21 protein-coding genes and 1 tRNA gene are annotated in these 20,959 nt (G+C 46.3%); 12 read left to right on the top strand and 10 right to left on the bottom strand.

The window, feature by feature from the left end:
- Positions 1-121: 121 nt before the first annotated feature.
- The 4 genes from EKM89_RS03220 to EKM89_RS03205 form a co-directional block, all read right to left on the bottom strand.
- The gene (locus EKM89_RS03220; protein WP_125685719.1) at positions 122-1,915 is read right to left on the bottom strand and encodes an ABC transporter ATP-binding protein; all 1,794 of its coding nucleotides are present in this window, start codon (positions 1,913-1,915) and stop codon (positions 122-124) included.
- A complete protein-coding gene (locus EKM89_RS03215; protein WP_125685718.1) occupies positions 1,915-3,666 on the bottom strand; it encodes an ABC transporter ATP-binding protein in 1,752 nt (583 codons plus the stop codon). Before EKM89_RS03215 ends, EKM89_RS03220 begins: the two co-directional genes overlap by 1 nt.
- A 135-nt stretch (positions 3,667-3,801) precedes the next feature.
- Complete coding sequence (locus tag EKM89_RS03210) at positions 3,802-4,035, bottom strand: YneF family protein (RefSeq protein WP_125685717.1); 234 nt, start codon at positions 4,033-4,035, stop codon at positions 3,802-3,804.
- Positions 4,036-4,136: 101 nt separating this feature from the next.
- Positions 4,137-4,385, bottom strand: a complete 249-nt coding sequence (locus EKM89_RS03205; protein WP_125685716.1) for a DUF896 domain-containing protein — start codon at positions 4,383-4,385, stop codon at positions 4,137-4,139.
- Between the two features lie 261 nt (positions 4,386-4,646).
- Between EKM89_RS03205 and lexA the strand changes: the two genes are divergently transcribed.
- On the top strand, positions 4,647-5,276 hold the full coding sequence (lexA, locus tag EKM89_RS03200; RefSeq protein WP_125685715.1) for a transcriptional repressor LexA: 630 nt from the start codon (positions 4,647-4,649) through the stop codon (positions 5,274-5,276).
- Between the two features lie 64 nt (positions 5,277-5,340).
- Here the strand turns inward: lexA and EKM89_RS03195 are convergent, their stop codons facing one another.
- Entirely contained in the window at positions 5,341-5,781 is a 441-nt protein-coding gene (locus tag EKM89_RS03195) for a nucleoside 2-deoxyribosyltransferase (protein ID WP_125685714.1), read from the bottom strand.
- A gap of 297 nt (positions 5,782-6,078) precedes the next feature.
- On the opposite strand from EKM89_RS03195, the gene EKM89_RS03190 reads away from it, so the two are divergent.
- The 3 genes from EKM89_RS03190 (at position 6,079) to EKM89_RS03180 (ending at position 8,258) form a co-directional block, all read left to right on the top strand.
- Positions 6,079-6,666, top strand: a complete 588-nt coding sequence (locus EKM89_RS03190) for a hypothetical protein (protein WP_125685713.1) — start codon at positions 6,079-6,081, stop codon at positions 6,664-6,666.
- Between the two features lie 407 nt (positions 6,667-7,073).
- On the top strand, positions 7,074-7,403 hold the full coding sequence (locus EKM89_RS03185; protein WP_125685712.1) for a toxin-antitoxin system HicB family antitoxin: 330 nt from the start codon (positions 7,074-7,076) through the stop codon (positions 7,401-7,403).
- Between the two features lie 12 nt (positions 7,404-7,415).
- The gene (locus EKM89_RS03180; RefSeq protein ID WP_125685711.1) at positions 7,416-8,258 is read left to right on the top strand and encodes an SPFH domain-containing protein; all 843 of its coding nucleotides are present in this window, start codon (positions 7,416-7,418) and stop codon (positions 8,256-8,258) included.
- A gap of 130 nt (positions 8,259-8,388) precedes the next feature.
- Here EKM89_RS03180 and EKM89_RS03175 read toward each other — a convergent pair whose 3' ends face one another.
- Both EKM89_RS03175 and EKM89_RS03170 read right to left on the bottom strand, forming a co-directional pair.
- Entirely contained in the window at positions 8,389-9,555 is a 1,167-nt protein-coding gene (locus EKM89_RS03175) for a hydroxymethylglutaryl-CoA synthase (RefSeq protein WP_125685710.1), read from the bottom strand.
- Between the two features lie 148 nt (positions 9,556-9,703).
- Complete coding sequence (locus EKM89_RS03170; RefSeq protein ID WP_125685709.1) at positions 9,704-10,585, bottom strand: PPK2 family polyphosphate kinase; 882 nt, start codon at positions 10,583-10,585, stop codon at positions 9,704-9,706.
- 174 nt (positions 10,586-10,759) lie between these two features.
- Here EKM89_RS03170 and EKM89_RS03165 point away from each other — a divergent pair, with 174 nt between their 5' ends.
- The 5 genes from EKM89_RS03165 (at position 10,760) to EKM89_RS03150 (ending at position 12,774) form a co-directional block, all read left to right on the top strand.
- On the top strand, positions 10,760-11,422 hold the full coding sequence (locus tag EKM89_RS03165; RefSeq protein WP_125685708.1) for a histidine phosphatase family protein: 663 nt from the start codon (positions 10,760-10,762) through the stop codon (positions 11,420-11,422).
- Between the two features lie 21 nt (positions 11,423-11,443).
- Positions 11,444-11,629: a PspC domain-containing protein gene (locus EKM89_RS03160; RefSeq protein WP_125685707.1), complete on the top strand. Its 186-nt coding sequence runs from the start codon at positions 11,444-11,446 to the stop codon at positions 11,627-11,629.
- Between the two features lie 164 nt (positions 11,630-11,793).
- Complete coding sequence (gene ndk, locus EKM89_RS03155; protein WP_125685706.1) at positions 11,794-12,261, top strand: nucleoside-diphosphate kinase; 468 nt, start codon at positions 11,794-11,796, stop codon at positions 12,259-12,261.
- 90 nt (positions 12,262-12,351) lie between these two features.
- Positions 12,352-12,513, top strand: coding sequence for a hypothetical protein (locus EKM89_RS14000; protein WP_164510491.1), 162 nt, complete (start codon positions 12,352-12,354; stop codon positions 12,511-12,513).
- A 173-nt stretch (positions 12,514-12,686) separates the two neighbouring features.
- Positions 12,687-12,774: transfer RNA gene (locus tag EKM89_RS03150), tRNA-Ser, on the top strand.
- Between the two features lie 277 nt (positions 12,775-13,051).
- Here EKM89_RS03150 and EKM89_RS03145 read toward each other — a convergent pair.
- Positions 13,052-13,450 carry a TIR domain-containing protein gene (locus EKM89_RS03145; protein WP_125685705.1) on the bottom strand — a complete coding sequence of 133 codons (399 nt, stop codon included), beginning with the start codon at positions 13,448-13,450 and terminating at the stop codon, positions 13,052-13,054.
- Positions 13,451-13,752: 302 nt separating this feature from the next.
- On the opposite strand from EKM89_RS03145, the gene EKM89_RS03140 reads away from it, so the two are divergent.
- From EKM89_RS03140 to EKM89_RS03130, 3 genes are all read left to right on the top strand, one after another.
- Positions 13,753-14,136: a hypothetical protein gene (locus EKM89_RS03140; protein ID WP_125685704.1), complete on the top strand. Its 384-nt coding sequence runs from the start codon at positions 13,753-13,755 to the stop codon at positions 14,134-14,136.
- A 591-nt stretch (positions 14,137-14,727) separates the two neighbouring features.
- Positions 14,728-15,912 carry an MFS transporter gene (locus tag EKM89_RS03135; RefSeq protein WP_225421800.1) on the top strand — a complete coding sequence of 395 codons (1,185 nt, stop codon included), beginning with the start codon at positions 14,728-14,730 and terminating at the stop codon, positions 15,910-15,912.
- 508 nt (positions 15,913-16,420) lie between these two features.
- Positions 16,421-17,842: a GumC domain-containing protein gene (locus tag EKM89_RS03130; RefSeq protein WP_125685703.1), complete on the top strand. Its 1,422-nt coding sequence runs from the start codon at positions 16,421-16,423 to the stop codon at positions 17,840-17,842.
- Positions 17,843-18,047: 205 nt separating this feature from the next.
- Here EKM89_RS03130 and EKM89_RS03125 read toward each other — a convergent pair whose 3' ends face one another.
- Positions 18,048-18,566, bottom strand: a complete 519-nt coding sequence (locus EKM89_RS03125) for an adenine phosphoribosyltransferase (protein WP_125685702.1) — start codon at positions 18,564-18,566, stop codon at positions 18,048-18,050.
- A 22-nt stretch (positions 18,567-18,588) separates the two neighbouring features.
- A complete protein-coding gene (recJ, locus tag EKM89_RS03120; RefSeq protein WP_125685755.1) occupies positions 18,589-20,907 on the bottom strand; it encodes a single-stranded-DNA-specific exonuclease RecJ in 2,319 nt (772 codons plus the stop codon).
- Between the last annotated feature and the right edge of the window lie 52 nt (positions 20,908-20,959).

Here is a 20,959-nt window from a genome sequence, read left to right as displayed (position 1 = left end):
ACGATGTTAGCATAACATTAAACATCCTAAACTCTTTTGCACTGATCAGCCACCAAAGTATCTCCCTACAGCAGAATTCTTTGGCAGCCGGAGCGCGTTCACTCTCAGACTAGCTCAAGGCTTACTCTTCGTGGGCGGCATTCTGCAATTGAATCATGTCATAGTAATAGCCATGTTGGGCCATCAGTTCATCGTTCGTCCCGCGTTCAACGATTTTTCCTTGATTCAAGACTAGAATCAAATCGGCGTTTTGAATCGTGGACAGTCGGTGCGCAATGGCAATGGTCGTCCGGTTCTCTTGAATCCGATTCAACCCATTTTGAATCATCGTTTCGGTCTCGGTATCAACATTAGCCGTTGCCTCATCCAAAATCAGAATCTTTGGATCGGTAACCACGGTCCGGGCAAACGTAATTAATTGCCGTTGGCCCGCGGAGTATTCTGTACCCCGTTCCAAAACAGGCGTGGCATAGCCCTTAGGCAACCTCTCAATGAACTCATCGGCCTGAACAAAATGTGCTGCCTGTTGAACCTGATCATCCGAAATGGTTGGGTTGAACATCCGAATGTTGGTCTGGATATCTCCGTAAAAGAGCTGGGGTTCTTGTAGAACTAAGCCCATCTTCGCCCGCAGTTCTTCGGCTGGATATTCCCGAATATCTCGATCATCAATCAAGACCTCGCCGGATTGAAATTCATAGAACCGCATCAGTACGTTAATAGTCGATGTCTTCCCGGATCCCGTTTGACCGACTAAGGCCACCGTTTGACCGGGTTCAGCAACAAACGACACGTCCTTTAACACCGGATGCTCCTGGTCGTAAGCAAACGTCACGTGACGAAATTCAACTTTTCCTTGCGTGATCTCTGCATCTGCTACCGGATGTTGCGCGGGTGCCAATGTCTGGTCATCAACGACCTTTAACACTCGCGACCCGGCAACCATCCCGTTTTGAAAATCACTCAGACTGTCCATCATGTTACTCATAGGACTGTAAAAATTATTGAGGTAAGTAATGAACGCGTAAATAACCCCGGCTGCAACGACCTCGTGTAACCCACGAATTCCAAAGATACTCAAGACAATAACCGTTCCTAACGCGTAAAACAGGTTAATGATTGGGCTTAACAGTAAAGAGTTCGTCCGAATCATGGCCTTACGTGTATCGTAATAGGCCTCATTGGTCTTTTCAAAGTTAGTTGCAGTGCGTTTCTCTTGCCGAAATTCCTGAATTACGCTGATGCCCGTGATGGCTTCGGCAAGTTTCGTGTTCAATTCACTCAAGCGTTCCCGCATCCGTCGATAAACTTTGGAGCTGTAATGCTGGTAATACCAGATGGTTATGGTAAGAAATGGCACCAAAACCAGCGTCCATAATGCCACCGTCATATCAGTCACAGCCATCGCAATAAATGATGAAATAACCGCAAAGATTGCCAACATTAATGTATTCAATAACGCCCAGAAGTTGGAGAACGTCATCGTATCATTCATCAGTCGTGAGAGAATTGACCCCCCCGGCGTTTGGTCGAAGTAACGCATGCCTTTTTTATGAAGCTGACTAAACAATTTACGGCGGACATTTTCAAGCATATACTCGGCACCCATGGTACTCGTGTAGTTCTGCCAGAACTGCATAATAGCTCGTGTCAGCATCCCTAAGAAATATAGGCCGGCAAACATCCACATAATGGCGATTGTTGCGTTGCTGGTCCGTAGGTAGCGGTCCATATACATTTGGAGCAGCCACGGCAAGAAGACGTTGACTGCACTAATTGTGGCCGACAGAATAACTGACACGATAAAGAACCACTTGTAAGGCGCGGCGAACTTAAACAGTCGTCCAATCACCGTGACTTGCTCCTTGGTGGTCATGCTGTGGGCCCACGCTGATTCGTAAGGCTTATCGGCCATTATTGAACACCTCCCTTCACTTGTGTTTCCAGTTGTTGCTGGTTAAACATACGCTGATACCACCCGTGGGCAGCCATCAGTTCATCATGCGTCCCGCGTTCGACCACCTGACCATCATCCAACACGATGATTTCATCGGCATTCATAACGGAACTCAATCGGTGGGCAGAAATGATGGTCGTCTTATTCTCCCGTTCCGCCTTCAAATTCGCTAAAATCTCAGCTTCCGTTTCGGCGTCAACCGCGGACAACGCATCGTCCAAAATCAAGAGTTCTGGATTGATCAACAGGGCTCTGGCAATCGCCAAACGTTGGCGTTGGCCTCCAGACAGCGAAATTCCTTCTTCACCGACTTGCGTGTCGTAACCCGCGGGTAAGTTGTCGATTTGCCCAGCAAGATCACTCTTAGCTGCAGCTGCTTCAACCTCTTTCTTGGTCGCTTCGGGACGCGCAAAACGAATATTTTCAAAAATATCCGTTGAGAACAAGAAACTCTCTTGTGGCACATAACCAATGGCCGGCAAGTAGCTATCTAGTGCATATTCTTTAATGTTGTGACCACCAAAGATGATATCGCCGTCATAGTTGTCGAACTCGCGTAAAATTAATTTCATAATCGTTGATTTCCCAGCGCCAACCCGCCCAACAATTCCCAGCGTATGTCCCGCTGGCAACGTGAAGTCGATTCGTTTAAGACTGGCACCGCCATTGTCTGGATAGTCGAACTGAGAAACGTGATAGTCCAAGGTTCCCTGTGGCCGTTTGGTAATACCATTTGTCTGATCGATGATGTGCGTCTTTTGTTCCAAGAGTTCCATAACCCGATCATAACTGGCGTTCCCACGTTCCATGGTGTTAAAGAGCATTCCCACAGCAAACATCGGCCAAACCATCATTGCCAAATAGCTAATAAACGAGACCAAATTCCCAATCGTAATAACGTTGTGAATCACAAAGAGCCCACCTAAGACGATGGTTGCAACATAGGAAATGGAAATGATCAACGTGATTGATGGATCAAAAAGTGAGTCTAAGCGGTTCACACGCCGGTTGATGTTAATCGTTCGATCCACTTGTGAATCGAAATCTGCCACATCAGCGTCATCCTGACCGAGGGCCTTGATGACTTTAATACCACTAATGCTTTCCTGTGCCTTGTTATTCAACCGTGAAAAGGCCGCCTGTGATTCACCAAAAGCCCGGTGGATCTTTTGACCTAAATACCACGAAATAACGGCTAGAAATGGAAACGGAATGATTGCTAGCAATGTCAACCGCCAGTCAATCAAGGCCATCATGGCAATTAGCGTAGTCCCACCGGTAATGATGGCATCCGCAAACTGCAAGATTCCCCCACCGGCAACCCGTTGAATAGCTTCCAAGTCATTGGTTGCGTGCGCCATCAAGTCACCCGTTCGGTACTTTTGGTAGAAGACCCGGTCCATACGCATGAAATGATTAAACAGCCGGTTTCGCAACAATTGTTCCAGCCGGGCTGCCCCACCCCAGATTGCATTCCGCCAAATGTAACGCGTACCATATTGGGCCAACGCGGCAATCGTGATCAAGCCGAGATCAACAAGCAGTAAGTGTGCCGTCATTGATTGCCCGTGAATGCCATCCACCATGTTACCGATGATTCGCGGGGGAATAATGGCAATTAGGGCCGTTAATAACAAGCCAATAATTCCAGTCAGGTATCGCCGCCATTCAAGTCGGAAATACCACGACAATTTGTGAAAGATACTCACGAACACCCCTCCTAAAATTAGAATATGATTAAAATATAACACAGACTTTTTAATTTTACCGAAATTTAAACAAAATGCAACTAAAAAAACTCGCTCCCAAAGAAATCTGGAAGCGAGTCTGAAAAACTAAGACGATTATTTCTTACGTGATGAAGACGCGTTTTGTTGCATAGCGTTCATCATTTGATGTAATTTCCGTTGGGATGGTTTTTGCCCCATCTGCAACATCATCGCACGTAATTGGTCTTCGTTAATCGGTGGATTGTCTTTCAGGTATTTCTCCATGTACTTGCGTGCGCCATAAAAGCCACCGGCCGCACAAGCTAAGCCGACAACGATGACGATTAAGATCCAGATCCAAGTTGCCAAGACGATTTCCCCTCCTTCATTGAAGTCATTCATTTAACAATTCTACACAAACTTAAGGTAAATTAAAAGCGCGAATCCCGGAAAAAGACGCGCTTCCGTAATTAATTATCCCGCAAACCCTTTTTCCGCTGAATTTCGCGAACCTTTTCGGGGGTAACTTCTTTCCCGTTTTTGTCATAGACCTGCATCATTTCAACCTGACTTTTGAAACTCTCGCGAAAAAGCTTCAAATATTGTTTCCGTAAGTGATCCCGTTCTGCAATCTCATCATCAGTTAAGCCTTCCGCTTTGGCCTTGTGAGCCAGTTCATTGATTCTTGCCAATAGGGTGTCCATTGTTGTTTCTGCCATGAACGATCCTCCTTTAAAGTATTTAATTGCGTTTAATGACGTTACGGGCAGAGCAACCCACATTTTATCGTGTTGCGTGATCACTCTTCCTGAGTGTCAGTAGCTAGGGAGATCTCCCCGCTTTCAAACCACAGTCCATAATATCAGGGTTATTTTCAGAATTCAACTCATTTACCCGAACATCTGTTTGAAAACAACGACAACCTATGCTACACTAAGACTAAACTATACTACGAATGACGAACGAGGTGGCAAAAAGATATGAGCAAAGCTTCTGAAAGTAAACAAATCGCCGTTCTTCGCTTCATTTGGGAACGGGTCAATGAAAAAGGGTATCCCCCAACTGTCCGAGAAATCGGTGAGGCTGTTGCCCTGTCCTCAACTTCTACAGTGCACGGTCACATCGCCCGCCTGACAAAGAAAGGGCTGCTGACTAAGGATCCCACTAAGCCACGGGCACTGGAAATCACACCAGCTGGATTGGAAGAATTAGGCGTCCACGAAAAGCAGACCCAAATTCCTGTTTTGGGCACTGTTACCGCCGGTGAACCCATCTTAGCCGTTCAGGAAGCCACAGATTACTTCCCTGTTCCTCCTGAATTTGATCACGATGAAGATGACCTCTTCATGTTGACGATTCGCGGTGAAAGTATGATTAACATTGGTATCTTAAATGGTGACCAAGTCATTGTTCGTCGGCAACAATCTGCGGACAACGGCGATATCGTTATTGCGATGACCGAGGAGAACGAGGCCACGTGCAAGCGTTTCTTCAAGGAAGCCGATCATTTCCGTCTCCAACCCGAAAACGATACTATGGCACCAATCATTTTGAATCACGTTAGCATCTTAGGTAAAGTCGTTGGCCTATTCCGCGACGACGTTCATTAAGTTCTATAATAAAATAATGAGGGACCAGGAAATCTTCCTGGTCCCTCATTTTTCTGAAATTTTTCTAAATGACTTTACCCTGGTAGTGGCTCTCAGGAAGTGTACTAAAATCGTATGCTGCTAGGGCTTCAGCTTCTCGTAAGTAAGCATGTAACCCTTCAGCAATCATCAGGTTCAAAATGGTGTCTTTTTCATGGAGAATCACAACTGGCTTCTTCAAGTGAAAAGCGTAACCAATCTCAAAAGCCGTGCCAGAATCCACCTGATCATCTACGAAGTCAACTAAAGCAACTACCACGTCGGCCTGCTCAATCTCATGGATATCCATTTGGAAGGTTTGCGTGGCCCATTCGGGCGTGCCGACAGTTAAGCCAGGAATCTCGCCAGCCCGAGGGCTAAAGACATCATCAACCCGCGGATTAGCGGCTAAGGCCTTTTCTACGCGTTCAATTCGGGAAATCTGTTCATCATCAAAAAACGGTCCTGCTAAGTAAACGTTGGTCACACTAATCTCCTCATTTCTCTGTACTGTCCGTAATCACCAAAGCAAAAGTTGCCGGTCTCACTGGATGACCTTATTATACCGGAAAGCTTAACTTTTTTCGATATATTTTTAATTAATATTCGGTTATAAAATGATATTTTAAGCGGTTTCACCTTAATGTGACCTAACGTTCGTTCATTTTATCAATTGGGTCTCTTTAATTTATTCTATAATTGATTCATGCTATACTTATGCAAAGTAATTTGACCATTTTATTGGTCACAAACACATGACATGTGCCCACGGGGAGGGACTTATATGGTTCTTGGTTTTGCTATCATTTGTGGCTTAATCACTATTATTGCTATTTTTTCACTGACACTTGCGATTCAACGGCGAGAGTCTAAGGTCGGCCCTGGGCTGGCATTAGCCATCGCGCTACTTCTTACCGGACTCTCAGTATGGAAGTTACCTTACTGGTCGCACGAATCGACAGCGCCGACCACGAGTCATACCGTAAAAAAGGCAAAACTAGATTCTCAATCTGGCCAAGCTTTTGGCTCCAGTACAATAACTACTGACCGCCGAAGCACCGAAAAAAAGATTCAGCAACAGCTACAATCATCGCTAAAGGCCATGGGCAACGTCAGCTTCGATCATCAATCAAAAACCTATGTGGTCACTGTCACCAACGCGGATCTCAAGAAAACGATTGCGGCCCTGAAGCAGGACCCCAGTCAAGCGAAAAAGGCAAAATGGCCACAATTCGCTAATGGTTTCGCTAAGACCAGTGCCTCGCTGAAAAAGTCGTTAGGTAATGGCTATACCTTTAAGATTCGAGTCGGCGATCAAGCCCCAGTCTTGATCTTTAAGGATGGTTATATCATCAAAAATAGTTTCGAGTAGTGTAGATGAGCTTAAACGGTCAGCGTTTAAGCTCTTTTTAATTGGTTAATAGCTTAAGCTAAAGATTGAAACGATTGAAAGCTAAATTGTTCACATTATTCTTGCAATAATCGTAATTATCATGGCTAGCTACATCCCTGACCGCTACCACTAGATTAGTAAAAATAGCATTGACTGGCGTGCTTTGCTAGTCCCCCATGAACTCAAGTCCCTTGCGCGACCTTAGACTGTATGAAAAACCTAGCATTCTTTCAGCTGGAAGTCTCCCTATCGCAGGCGCCTCCTTGCAGTGATTATGTAATCAAATTTACAGTAATTGGCTTTCCTTCACTACTATTTGATGGCGTTTTCTTACCAGTTCCGATATCAAAGTGATATCATTAAGCTATCAGCAGGGGGCAAGGATTATGGCCAAAGACAAACAAAAGCGTTTTTTACTGCGAATGGACGACAGCCTATTCGAACGCCTATCTAACGCTGCCGACGCCGATGGCCGAAGCATCAACGCCTACATCGTTAAGTTACTCTCCCAGGCTGCTCCACATGGCAACTGGGAGCAGCGCCAGTTGATTGGTCGTTCGTTGTCTGGCAAGGAGCTCGATACCAAATCCGGTCTCGTGTTAGTTGCTGGAATTTACTATCGCTATCTTCTCGAGTCACCTGAGAAGCCCGACCGTACTGCCAGCTATAGCATAACGGAGAGTAATGGTAACATTTTAACGCTCAAGAAAATCTAGGGGGGAATCGGTATGTTCGGAATTAGAATTGTCCGTCAAAATAACGAAGGATTAGTTGAAACGTTGGGAAAGTACAAACGGAGTGTCACTTCCGGGATTCATTTCTATATGCCACTGATTCAAAAGATTCGCACGGTCAGCTTAGCCATGACGCCGTTGGCTCTGCCTAATTACTCCGTGATCACCAAGGATAACGCCGATGTCTCAGCCAGCCTAACGCTCAACTACCATGTCACCAACTCCGTTAAATACCAATATGAAAACACGGATTCCGTGGAATCCATGGCTCAGTTAGTTCGGGGCCACCTGCGAGACATTATTGGTCGAATGGACCTGAATGAAGCTCTGGGGTCAACAGCCAAAATCAACTTGGAACTTGCTACCGCTATCGGAGATTTGACCGACACGTACGGGATAAATGTCGACCGGACCAACATCGATGAATTGACCCCCTCCAAGGCCATTCAATCCGCCATGGATAAACAGCTGACCGCTGACCGTGAACGAATCGCTACTATTGCTCAGGCCGAAGGTGAAGCCAAATCCATCGAGCTAACAACGAAGGCAAAAAATGATGCCTTAATGGCAACGGCGGCCGCTGAAGCCACCGCAACTCGGACCAGAGCTGATGCCGAAAAATACCGCATCGACACGGTCAATTCTAGTTTGGGCAGTGCCCAACCCGGTTTCTTCGAAAATCAATCGATCACAGCTTTCAGCGATTTAGCAAAATCACCGGCCAACGTCGTAGTCATTCCAAATGACCACGTCGCCGACCTTGGTCAGATTCCGGCCATCGGTGCCGCACTGAAAAGTGGCTTCGTAACGCCACCAAAGACTCAGCCTAAAGCTTAAAAAAAGGAGGCCATGACAAAAGTCAAGCCTCCTTTGATGTCTCCAAATTTATATAGCTAAGCCGTGTGACAAAGATTAGTCGGATTCGCTTAACACTGACAACCCTCGTCACGCCCTTTTTTTGAAAGTCTTATTGCTTACGGTACTGACGCTGCTCATGTTGCCGACCTGCCAAATAGTAGGTTGCTTGCTCTGCACCCACCGCAAGTTGCACGTCACGACCGTCGTTACTGAGTTGGGCAGCATAGATTTGCTCGTACTCCGCTACCGAGACCCGTTGCCGATCAGCCAATTGTTGAGCCAACCGTTCTTCGACAAAGCCGTCACGAAAATTGGGCTGCAACACACCGCTGAAAAATTCACCCTCGGCGCCGGACCCGTAGCTGAAGAACCCGATTCGCTCGTTGCCAATCAGTTGACCATGTCGAAGTAATGATAGCAAACTCAGATAAAGTGAACCCGTGTACAAGTTACCCACATTGCGATTATCCTCTTGACTGGCCTCAAAGGCGGCTGTCAGTGTTGTCTGTTGCTCAGGCGTTGCTTCTGGCAGAATTTGGCGCAGACCTTTTCGGCCCATTTTAGTAAAGGGCAAATGAAAAGCAAATGCTGCAAAATCTTTGATGGATCGCTGTGTCTGTTGTTGATAGTCTGCCCAGACTGTTTTAAAAAAGTTCAAATAAACGTTGGTCGAATATTTCCCATCAACTAGTGCCTCGGTCCGGTAAGTTGGTCGCCAGAAGTCCATAACATCTGCCGTGTGATAACTACTGACGTCGTCCAACGCCAAGATGGTTGGGTCAGCCGTTACTAACATGGCTATAGCGCCGCCCCCCTGTGTGACCTCGCCAGCCGTGCGCAAGCCATACCGCGCAATATCTGCACCAATAACCAGCACCTTCCCCTGGGGATGCACGCGTACATAGTCAGCTGCTAATTGCAAACCTGCCGTGGCCCCGTAACAGGCCTGTTTCAACTCAATGGCTCGCGTATTTTGCGGTAAGTCTAACAAGTGGGCTAGATAAACAGCAGCGGCCTTGGAGTTGTCGATCCCGGATTCGGTACCGAACAATACCATGCCAATTTCTGCCTTGAGAGCCGGTGTCAAGATCTGTTCAGCCGCGTTCGCCGCCATAGTGACGACATCTTGAGTTGGCGGGATTACGGCCTGCTTCGATTGTCCAATTCCAATTAAATATTTATTTGGATCTTCGCCTCGTGCGCTAGCAAGCTCTGCCATGTCGACATACATGCCAGGCGTGTAAAATCCAATCTTATCAATTCCAACTACCGTCATGACCTAATTCCTCCTGTAGGTTTCTGGTTAAAAATTCTACGCTAACCATACCATTTCAACCAGGTTTCTAGCAAATCTGCCCAGTTGTATACTACAATTTATCTTGTAAAAAAAAGAAGAGAAAACTTTCCCCTTCCCTTTTTGCCTATTACAATTCTCCCTCTTGTAACTGTTTGAGGGTCGTCTTTAATTTTTGCTGGACGGCTGGGTCAACCGTTGGGTAAGCCGGTTTCAAATCTTGTAGCCGTTTAACTAAAATATTGGAGACAATTAGGCGAGCCACGCCTTTATCATCTGCTGGAATCAGGTACCACGGCTGTTTCTTAGTCGCCGTGTTTTCCAGCATCTGCGTATAAGCACGTTGATAGTCTTGCCAAAAGGCTCGTTCTTGCATATCACTGGGTGAGAATTTCCAGTTCTTACTTGGTACTTCGATTCGGCGCTCAAACCGACGGGTCTGCTCTTCAAGCGACAGATGTAAGAAAAACTTGATGGTAATGAACCCTTGATGTCGTAAGTATTTTTCAAAATGGCGGAGGTCATGGTACCGTTTATCAAAGAAGGCATCGTTGACATCGTCAAGTGTCTTCACACCGGGTAAATTCTGACGCAATAACATTTCCGGATGCACACGGCTGATCAGCACGTCTTCGTACTGAGATCGATTGAAGATACGAATTTGACCCCGTTGTGGTAAAGCTTGATTGATTCGCCAAAGAAAGTCATGATCCAATTGTAGATGCGTTGGCTGTTTAAAACTAACGACGCTGGTACCAGATGGATTGAGGCCACTAAAGACATGGCGGATCAGTCCATCTTTGCCGGCGGTATCCATCCCCTGCAGAATAATAACGATGCCGTTTTGCTGTTGAGAATATAATTTTGCCTGCAAATCGCTCAGAGTCGCAACATTTGCCTCTAACGCGGTCGTAATTACGGCCTGTTCTGGAACACGACTGACTCGAGTCGCAAGTTGACTGAGATCAACTGGTGACTCTCCCGTGTAACGATAACTGCTTTCAGTACTCATGCGCATCATCTCCTATGCCTTAAAGATAGCACGCTTTTTCCCACTCGTCCCTTGATTTATCAAAAAAGTTCTAAGGGATTTGATTTTCCCGTAGCAAAATCTTAGCGTTCCCTCCCGTTGCTTGCTATACTAGGAATGTAACCACTTACGAAGTTGACGAAGGAGTTTCGAAAGATGAAGAAAATTACCGCTTATTTCGTGCGTCACGGTCAGACGATGTTGAATCACTACAACAAGGTTCAGGGCTGGATCGACTCACCATTGACTGAAAAGGGTCGTGCAGATGCCAAGCGCGCCGGTGAACAGCTTAAAAACATTCCGTTTGCCGCCGCTTACAGCAGCGACTCCGGTCGGGCCATTGAAACTGCCAGCATTGCGCTCCACGAAAATCCAGAAAATATGAACATCGTATCCTATCAGTACCCCGAATTCCGGGAACAGTGTCATGGTTATTTTGAGGGCAACGACTTAAACCAGATGTGGCAATTCGTTGGTGCCCAGGTCAAATTAACTTCAGAATCCGACGTCCTTAAAACTTATGGCCTGGAAAAAGCCCGTGACCTGATCCATCAAGCCGACCTGTACGGTGAAGCCGAAAGTAACGACATGTTCTGGAAACGTCTTGACCGCGGCTTTGACAAACTACGAGCCAATGCCAAAGATGGCGATCAGGTGCTGGTCGTTTCTCACGGAATGACGATTCGGTCCATCGTTGACCGTTATGCGCCTGAACTGGATGAAGGTATTGCCACCATCAATGGAAGTATTACCAAACTCGAAATTACTGATGATAATATTCACGTCGACTTTTTCAATAAAATTGATTTTCAATCCTAATTTTCTAAGGAGGACACCATCATGAAAAATATTCATCGCTCCGCCACAAATCGTATTTTTGCTGGTGTTATTGGCGGCCTAGCTGAACATTTTGACTGGAACGTGGGCATTGCTCGGGTCCTGTTCGTCGTGCTTGCCATCACCCCCGCCTTTCCAGGAATCATTGCCTACCTGATTCTATGGATGATTATGGGTGATCCTGCTTAACAATATTCGTGAACATCAACCGATAAACTCGATTGGTGTTTTTTTAATAATTTAATTGACGTTAGAAACCGTTTAATCTACAATTTAAGGTAGCAACTTGTTATGCATTGAACAACAGGTCCTTGATTTACGATTTACCCAAAAATCACAAGGAGGTTTCACTCATGGCAAATTCAGAAAAGACTTTAGTATTGGTAAAACCGGACGGGGTTGCAGAAGGTCACGTTGGCGAGATTATTTCACGGTTCGAAAGTAAGCGCTATCAAATTGTAGCTTTAAAGGTGATCAACGCAACTTCAGCCCAATTAGATCAACATTACAGGTACCAAGCAGAGATGCCATACTACGAGGAAATCAAGACGTACATGATGGAGGGTCCCATGGTCGCCATCATTGTCAGTGGGACAGATGTCGTTAAGGCCGTCCACAACCTCGCAGGCAAAACACACCCGAACGACGCGCAACCTGGTACCATCCGCGGTGACTTCGCTCACGACTATCCAGATGGCATTCTCCGCAACATCGTGCACACCTCAGATAGCAGAGAAAATGCGCACCACGAAATTGCGATTTGGTTCCCAGAGTTGGCAGTAGCGGCCCACCAAAAGATTGCAGTCTCTTCCAAAAAGTAAATAACTTGTAAATAATGAGCCACCAGTCAAATTTGATTGGTGGTTTTTTAGTGAAATTTGCTATAATCAAAGCAAAGGTGGTGAATACGAATGAGTTTTCCAGACGATATTTATGAGGCTTCCGCTTACGAATGGCTCAAGCAACAGGATTTGACGGACAAGACACCTGCTGAGGTTTCTAAAGCACTAGCTGAAGCAATTAAGCAGGCTAAGGGTATTTCAAAGTCTAGTGAGAGCCCTTGGACAAAGTAACATTCTAATCACCGTGGCTGGCTCAGACGAACAATTTAAGATCAAGGAAACCCAAAAATATGAGTTTCGATAGGTCAGATCAATAACTCACTTTTTGTCCTCATCAGCATTTCTTTCCTGTTTTTGACTTGCATTTATAGTTATTATTGGTAGAATAAATAGAGTAGTCATTTGGAGAGTTGGCAGAGTGGTAATGCAACGGACTCGAAATCCGTCGAACCGGCTAATACCGGCGCGCAGGTTCAAATCCTGTACTCTCCTTTTTAGAGTTCGCTAGAAGAATAATAAAAATAGGAATCCCGTTAAATCAACGTTTAGCGAGATTCCTATTTTTTAATATTGGTATAAAATCAAAAGACTGTGCACACATTTTGCACAAAAAAAACCACTCTACCCGTCGTACATACTGGATAGAATGACTTTAATTGATTTTTACTGTCTGCTTTATGAAAACATGACTTCCTTGTTTTACCCAGAAGTCGACCTAGCACAGGCAAACAAGATTAAATTGTGGCATACATGAGTCAGTTACTTCAATTTAAATAATCCGTTGTACAAAATCTTCCGGCCGAAATGGATCAATCCAGATTGGTTCACTATCCATCAGTGCCAGTGGCATTATATTTGTACTATCTAATTTTGCTGCTAAGACTTGCTTATCTTCTTTTCGAGCCGTTAAAATTTCCCAATCCGTCCATTCCGACTGCCACGTTCCACGGCTAATCACAATCAAAACTTGATGAGACCGCTTAATTTCTCGATGAATTTCTCGACGGAGACGCCCCGACTGACGAGTGTTAAACTTAACTGGTGGCTGCTGCTCATGGAAACTGATAGTTGGAAACTCCCACTCCCGCTGTGCCCACTCCTGGAGCTGAACCTGAAACGAACGGGCTAGCGGGTCAGCAGACTGATAACTAATAAAAAGATCGCTCATGTGTCAAACTCCTCTCTGATTTAAGTTAGTCTTAGTGTAGACCCTTAATAAGACAAAGCCATTACAAACAGATTTATTTCTTATGAACACTATATAACTATGCTAATATAGCGAGACTAATGATGCTTTGCTCCCTTCTACTATCTACTCAGCCGCTAACCAATAAACCCATTTCACCTCACGAAAGTCCTGTTTATTAGTTTCAAAATCGGCTCATTCTTTGAGGCACGTTAAGATAGTTGCAAGCACATTCTGTAATCGGTTACACTAAACCTAGTATAATCCTAAAGAAGGTTAGACACATGGATTTTATTGACTTAGCACCCATTACATTACAGCATACCCCCTTAGGTACCCGACAGCAGACACCGAAGCTCCACGACTGGCAACTCGATTGGGAGACGTTAGCCGCCCTCATCCACGATAACCATGACGTCATCGCAGTCGTTCAAGCCGGGCTAGCCGAGGACTGGCTCAACACTCAGGGCACCATTTGGGACGACCAACTTGGCTATTATCGCTATCCTAATGACAATCGTGAGCCTGATGACACCGTCTTCTGGGCCGCCTCGACCTGGGCAACGCCCACCATACTTGTTACCTTTCACAATGAACTAGCCAAATCATTTGCCTGTTACAAGAACGGACGGGACCCCGATTTTCACTACCTTGGTCATCGTCCTTAACCCACTCGCTAATGCCAACTAATTTTTCCATGATGAAGGAAGGTCGTTATTTTGCGTATCATTCTCCTAGGCATCGTCGCCGTTGCCTTAATAATTGCACTCTACAGCTACTATCTCTCGCGTAAGGGCCAGTGACGTATGCCTTAGATTACAGCCTAACTGGTTGTAATCTTTTTTGTCCCTATAGGCATATTGATTGCGCGTTTCACTAAATTCAGGCATAATTCAGTCATTAACTAATTAATATAATTGGTTAATAATTATGGAGGTGTTGCCATGGACGTTACCGATTCCACCGGTGCCTCTCACTTTTTTCAGCTTCACGTTGTCCGTCCCTGACGATCCAGTCCGCTTGGGTCGCCCGCCACCATTACGATTATCATGACTTGGTCGACCATCCTCGGTGAGGACCCTCATCCTCACTGCCTCGACCACTCACAGTTAACATGATTTATCCCCCCGAAAGCACGTACAACTTAATTGTCTGAAACAGAGTGATCCCGGTCACTCTGTTTTTTCGTGGACTCCCCTTTTCAAAATGTAGCTTACCAGCCTATAATGAGGTATTGACTTATTTAGGAGGACTTTCTTTTGACCGACACACAACCCCACCGTCAGTGGTTTCTCTTTAGCATGATGATGATTGCGGCGAACCTACGTCTGCCCATCACCTTCATTCCCCCACTATTGACGCACATTGAAAAAACGTTTGCCCTAACCAGCTCCATGGCTGGTCTGCTCACGTCGATTCCCCTCATCACCTTTGCCATCTTCTCACCGATCATCGTTCGGTTAGCTCAGCATTGGGGAAATGAGTTGACCGTTTTTCTTCTCTTCATCCTTCTGATCGTCGGTAGCTACCTGCGGATCATCCCCACGGTACCAGCTCTGTTCGTTGGCACTTTTCTTATCGGGATCGGGATCGACAGCGGCAACGTCCTCGTGCCCGCACTTATCAAAGAGCACATGGCGACCAATTTACGGCTCGGCACTAGCCTATACACACTATCCATGCTGCTTATAGGTGCGCTTGGAACGGCACTTTCCGGCCTATTGATTTCACACATCAGTCTCGGCGTGACTATGGGTATTCTTTCCATTCCGAGCGTTCTGGCCTTGTTGACATGGATTCCCAATTTGAAATTAAAACGACAAGCAGCACTAACCACCCAGAAGGTCCAAGTTCACCACTACCAAAGCGTTTGGCATCAATCTCTAGGCTGGCTGATCACCCTTTTCTTTGGCTTTCAGTCGCTTGTGTACTACGCGCTTATTACCTGGTTACCCAGCATTCTGGTAACCCATGGCGTCTCGCCATTAAGCGCTAGTAATCTGCTCACCTTACTTCAGCTCAGCGGACTACCCTTGTCGTTTATGGTATCCTATCTCTTCAGCAAAAAACACGGTGTCACCATTCTCCTGGGTGTCATGACGTTAGGCTACGTCGTGGCCCCGCTGACCTTCATCCTGCCGATCCACTCACTATTTTTCTTAACCACCATGTGTGTGATCGCCGGTATGGGCGCTGGTATTGCCTTTAACCTAGCCATTCTCTTCTTTACGGAAAAAACGACGAACCCATCCCAAACGGCTGCCATCTCCGGTATGGCGCAGTCAGCTGGTTATCTACTGGCTGCAGTGGGCCCCATTCTCTTCGGGTATCTCCAGCAGTTTATGCACTCCTGGACGCTGGTCATCTGGTTATTGGCCTTATTCGCAGTCGGTCTGACCCTCACCGGCTTTGTGATTCAACGGCATGGCATGATTGCTGAATAAGATAGCCACCATAACTTTCCAAAATATTTGGTACATAACGCTAATTTTCGTACAGTGTCATTCATTCGCTAAAATCAGCTCTCTTTTCGCCTTAAATGAATTAAAATCTACACTAATCTTTGTACTAGCCTTGTATTTTTCAGTCTCACAACCGTTTAGTCGTCTGTGAGGCTTCGGAGAATACGGGTTTTTTGCATATTTGATGAATTATGGACTCGTGACAAAACTAACCGAGTGCATTTATTGAACAAATCCTGCCACGGCGTCTACCATTTAGGTTAAACTAAAGAAGGCTTCAAAGCACCAGTTATGCCTGCTTTAGCAGCAATACTGAAATCCGGTCAACACCTTACCCGACCAGCAGATATAGACTGGAAACGTTCTCCACAGCAACAGGCGGGCGGCCATTGCCACTCATTTAGCAGCACCAGGCCCCCACGGTTGCAAGAATATTTTGCTTGCTTTAGAGTTAGGCTTAATCCAACGAATACTTTAGGTGGTGATCATAATGGTTAACCAACAATTTAATTTTAAAAAACAATCCCAGCAGGATAAGCAGCGGGCTCATGCCGTTAAATTAGACCTCCTAGAACGCTACCAACAACGTGAACAGCAGTTTCAACCTACTATTCAAATTCAGCCTGAAGACCAATCTGACGCCACTGTTGCGTTAAAATCCGAAGTTCGTCACCTACGCCACCAATTGCAGAAGGAGCAGGCCAATAATCGAGCACTTGCACTCCGAGAAAAATTACGGACCACTCAGCAATCGCAACAACAACTAAAAAAAGCTAATCGGAGGCTAACCCAGCAAAATCAAGCACTCTCTCAGGAAAATACTGACATCACGCAACAGAACCAAAGGCTTCAAATCGCTGCCGCTACCAGTCAGCGACAGCTCAACTACGTCCAAACCTACCTCATTCAAGCTGGAAACCTGTTACATACGGCCGAGACCCGTCTCCAAACCATTCAGCAACTTCGACAACAACCACATCTCCAGCCATTGTCTCATAAACAACGCAAAAAACTCGCCCAGCTTCCGGCCGAAAAGGCCCGTGCGAACGCCGCCGAAAAACACCAGCATGTGCTTAAAAATAAGGTTGCCTCACTTAATCAAGATCTCACTGCTAGTCGAGAAACAATCCGTGAGTTAAACCGTCAAATTGATTTTCTTCGCAATGAATCGCCACAAAATCTAAAATACCACTTAGACGCCCTACTGAACGCCAAGGATTTTCAACAAATTCGTTGGCTCCCCGATTTTGCCAAACGTTACCGTCAACTCCGGCTCAACGAATTAGTCATTCGGCAAGAAAACCAAACCTATGGCTATTTCATCAAAGTTAATACCCACGTCGCCTTCAAGACGATCGACGATCAAATTTTCTCTAATTACGACTTGGATTACGGTTCAGAGCCACGTTTGGATGTCATTTACGCCGGCATTCTGACAGGAAATAAGGGGGTGTTGCTCACCCAGATGTATCGTGAAGTAACGCCCCACGACCTGACCCGTGACAAACTTCGACGGCTACACCAACATACCCAGCGAGCCCATCCCATGCACTTCACAAGCTGGTTACCAGTCGATGGCAAGGCTATCTTGAACGGTAAACGGATTCTGATTGTAACCTGGCAACAAACGCAGACACTAAATCAAGCCTTTCACTCATTTGGCGCCTCACCGACCATCGTGAACAATCACGAAAAAAGTATCTCCTGGATCACTCAACAAGCAATTGGCCAACAGACAGACCTTACCTTTCTCATGAGTGAAGGTCTGTCCCACGCCGTACTGAAAACGTTGACCAAAGGTGAGATTAATTCACGCCCCGACATTCGGTTAGTCTATCATCAGTCGCCTGCCGATATTATCAATCAGGCCTATCAATACTTTAAAAATCTAGAACGGCAGAAAAAACTCTAAATAAATACATGTTGTTTCTTGATCTTCAAGCAAATAGAAACCTGTCGTTCGCCTACCAGCCTAAATTTGCACGGAAAATCCATGTCCTAAGCTGAAGATCCCCACAACGACCAGAATTTTCTCATAATCTTAAGTTGTCACGCAAATCAAAAAAGCGATTGTCTCCCCTGGCCGTTTACCGGACAAAAGAGACAATCGCTTTTTTTTAATATTTCATCAAACTAAAGATGTCGTAACCCTTCAGCTTGTCGCGACCATGTAAATCACTTAGTTCAATTAAGAAGGCCGTTCCAACAACGATACCACCCAAGTCTTCAACTAACTGAATCGTGGCACCAATGGTTCCCCCCGTTGCGAGTAGGTCATCTGTCACCAAGACCTTTTGGCCCGGCTTGATGGCATCCTTGTGCATGTAAAGTGCAGAAGTTCCGTACTCCAAGTCGTAGGTCGCCTTGACTGTTTCGCGAGGGAGCTTCCCTTGCTTCCGGGCTGGCGCAAACCCAATTCCCATATCATAAGCAACCGGACAGCCAACGATGAAGCCCCGAGCTTCCGGACCAACAACCATTTCAACGCCCTTTCCCTTCGCATACGTGACGATTTCGTCAGTCGCATCATGAAAGGCTTGGCCATCAGCCATTAATGGAGAGATATCTCTGAACATGATTCCCTTTTCGGGGTAGTCCGGGACGCTTGCAATGTATTTCGTAAAATCAGTTGCCATAAGTTTAAGTAGCTCCTTTATATTAGTTCAATGGGGCATGCAGACGCTGAATCAACTCTGCGGACGAACAGAACAAGAGGTCCTGTTCCGTCTGCATCTGCTGTTGTCGTAGTTGGTAACTCGGTGCTGTAGAAAGTTCCTTACGCTCCGGGTGCGCCACACCGTTCATCACCCCACGCGCGATTGTGATAAAACCACACTCGAAGAAAACCTGAATCATGAACACTAATTGCGTTCGTGGAATTTGCAAAAAGGTTGCGAGTTGCGTCAGCTGGTGTCCCACATCGACTTGTTGATGTGTAGCAACGAACTTAAACAGTTTAGCATATTGCGCGCGAGTTGGCATCCCTAATTGCGAAAGACTTTCTTTCTTATAGAGATAGGCCGTCACTTTCTGCGGTTGTAATTGCTGTAAAACGGCGGTCAGATCTCCGGTCGTATCCGGGCAATCCACAATAAACAGTGGCGTTTCCGCGTGCAGTGGGGGTAACGCCGCACCATCATAAACTAGTGCCGTTGCCGTTACGGGTAATTGCTGAACTAACTGTTGATAAATTTTTTGATGGAAAAAGACGTACGTTCCAGGTTGGCTAAACATCGCTTGATGTAATTGTACTGTTCTGGCATCTGTGACTGGCTCTTCCACCAAACGCAGATCTTTAACCATCAATTGCAGGGAATGCCGACCCTGCCAAACGTTATCTTCGATGGCTCCCAACACGGCTACTTGATTCGGTGCCGCTGTTAGCTGGGACGCAAACTTTCCCGCACCAAACTGAATGGCATTTAAGCTATGACCATCCTCTTGGAGTTGAAATTTCAAATGGCTATGGTCCTGCCCAATCGTCTTCACCTGAGCCATCGTGGCCGTTTCAAACGCAAACAGCGGTTGCACGTTGTCCGTCCCAAACGGTGCTAACTTGACCAACTCCTGATAAAGTTTTGTCGTCATGGCACCCACTTTCAAAGAAGCCGCTACCGGCAACTCATTGGGACCACTCTCTGTCAATTTCTGAGCAATTGCTTCTTGGTCCATAGCTGTCGCTAAGACGTCTAATTGGTCTGCTGGCGCTGTTAAACCAACGGCCATGTGATGGCCCCCAAAAGCCGTCATTAGGTCTCTATGACCATCTAAAGCAGTAAATAGATTAAACGCATCGACACTTCGACCGGATCCCTTAGCCCGGCCATCCCCATCTATGTTCATTACCAAGGTTGGTTTACCAGTCGCTTCCACGACCTTGCTGGCAACGATGCCCAAGACGCCTTCGTGCCAATTCCGGCCACTAATAATTAGAGTTGGCCGATCCTTGTGTTGGTCGTCCATTGCTTGGGTCAATGCCGCCGTACTGATCTGCTGGACCAGCTCTTGTCGTTGACGATTTTTTTGTTCCGTTTGTTGCGCCAATTCGGTTGCCCGGCTGTCATCAACAGTCGTCAATAACTCAACAGCTGGACTAGCATCGTCTAGTCGACCCAGTGCATTAAGCCGCGGTGCAATACCGAAACCAATCGATTGCTCCGTCAGTTCGCCGGGTTTAATTCCGGCACCCGCCATCAGTGAACGCAGTCCGGGCCGTTCGTCTTGCTTCAACAGTTGTAAGCCAAAGTAAACCAATACTCGGTTCTCATCCACCAGTGGCACCAGATCAGCAACTGTTCCAATGGCAGCTAAGTCTAAAACATCTTGCGGAATCTCTTCACGCAAGGCTTGAGCGACCTTAAACGCCACTCCAGCGCCTGATAAACCCCCGAAAGGATATTCGGCTCCTGGGTATCTTGGATGGATAATAGCGTACGCAGCGGGCAATTCTTGCGGTAATTCATGGTGATCCGTGACAACCACGTCCACACCAGCCGCATTAGCTGCTGTAATGGCCTCATTCCCCGATACCCCATTATCTACGGTCACAAATAATTGGGTGCCGGCCGCAATCAGCTTCTGAAAAGCAGTAACATTTGGTCCGTACCCATCACTAAACCGGTTAGGAATGTAATAGTTGACCTTCGCTCCCATTTCGTTCAGCGTTTCGTACAAAATAGACGTGCTGGTCACACCATCGGCATCGTAGTCTCCGTAAATTGTTATCTGCTGGTCGGCACCGATAGCTTCTTCGATTCGTGCCACCCCTTTGTCCATATCATGTAACAGACTGGGGTCATGCAACTGCTCCGGACCGGGATTCAAAAAGGCGGTCACGGCCTCTTCAGTGCGAACGCCTCGGTTCCACAGAATCTGGGCAACAATTGGTGAAATTCCCGTCGTGTGAGCTACCTGCTGAGCTTCAGCTGACGGCTGGTCAACGTTTTTAATGTTCCATTGATATTGTGCAGCAATCACCAGCAAACCATCCTCTCTAAAATGATTGAAGAGCGGTACGTCATGTGCCACT

Source organism: Levilactobacillus fujinensis (assembly GCF_003946335.1).
Lineage (GTDB): Bacteria > Bacillota > Bacilli > Lactobacillales > Lactobacillaceae > Levilactobacillus > Levilactobacillus fujinensis.
The sequence above is the reverse complement of the archived record's forward strand: the minus strand, read 5'-3'. Positions and strand labels throughout refer to the sequence as shown.

Bases quoted from the DNA above. Each gene is read 5' to 3' on its own strand.
- EKM89_RS03170 (WP_125685709.1), bottom strand. From the start codon at position 10,585: ATGAGTACTGAAAGCAGTTATCGTTACACGGGAGAGTCACCAGTTGAT.
- EKM89_RS03220 (WP_125685719.1), bottom strand. From the start codon at position 1,915: ATGGCCGATAAGCCTTACGAATCAGCGTGGGCCCACAGCATGACCACC.
- EKM89_RS14000 (WP_164510491.1), top strand. From the start codon at position 12,352: ATGAGTTTTCCAGACGATATTTATGAGGCTTCCGCTTACGAATGGCTC.
- EKM89_RS03160 (WP_125685707.1), top strand. From the start codon at position 11,444: ATGAAAAATATTCATCGCTCCGCCACAAATCGTATTTTTGCTGGTGTT.
- EKM89_RS03180 (WP_125685711.1), top strand. From the start codon at position 7,416: ATGTTCGGAATTAGAATTGTCCGTCAAAATAACGAAGGATTAGTTGAA.
- EKM89_RS03145 (WP_125685705.1), bottom strand. From the start codon at position 13,450: ATGAGCGATCTTTTTATTAGTTATCAGTCTGCTGACCCGCTAGCCCGT.
- EKM89_RS03190 (WP_125685713.1), top strand. From the start codon at position 6,079: ATGGTTCTTGGTTTTGCTATCATTTGTGGCTTAATCACTATTATTGCT.
- EKM89_RS03205 (WP_125685716.1), bottom strand. From the start codon at position 4,385: ATGGCAGAAACAACAATGGACACCCTATTGGCAAGAATCAATGAACTG.
- EKM89_RS03130 (WP_125685703.1), top strand. From the start codon at position 16,421: ATGGTTAACCAACAATTTAATTTTAAAAAACAATCCCAGCAGGATAAG.
- EKM89_RS03185 (WP_125685712.1), top strand. From the start codon at position 7,074: ATGGCCAAAGACAAACAAAAGCGTTTTTTACTGCGAATGGACGACAGC.
- EKM89_RS03165 (WP_125685708.1), top strand. From the start codon at position 10,760: ATGAAGAAAATTACCGCTTATTTCGTGCGTCACGGTCAGACGATGTTG.
- EKM89_RS03125 (WP_125685702.1), bottom strand. From the start codon at position 18,566: ATGGCAACTGATTTTACGAAATACATTGCAAGCGTCCCGGACTACCCC.
- EKM89_RS03140 (WP_125685704.1), top strand. From the start codon at position 13,753: ATGGATTTTATTGACTTAGCACCCATTACATTACAGCATACCCCCTTA.
- EKM89_RS03175 (WP_125685710.1), bottom strand. From the start codon at position 9,555: ATGACGGTAGTTGGAATTGATAAGATTGGATTTTACACGCCTGGCATG.
- lexA (WP_125685715.1), top strand. From the start codon at position 4,647: ATGAGCAAAGCTTCTGAAAGTAAACAAATCGCCGTTCTTCGCTTCATT.
- ndk (WP_125685706.1), top strand. From the start codon at position 11,794: ATGGCAAATTCAGAAAAGACTTTAGTATTGGTAAAACCGGACGGGGTT.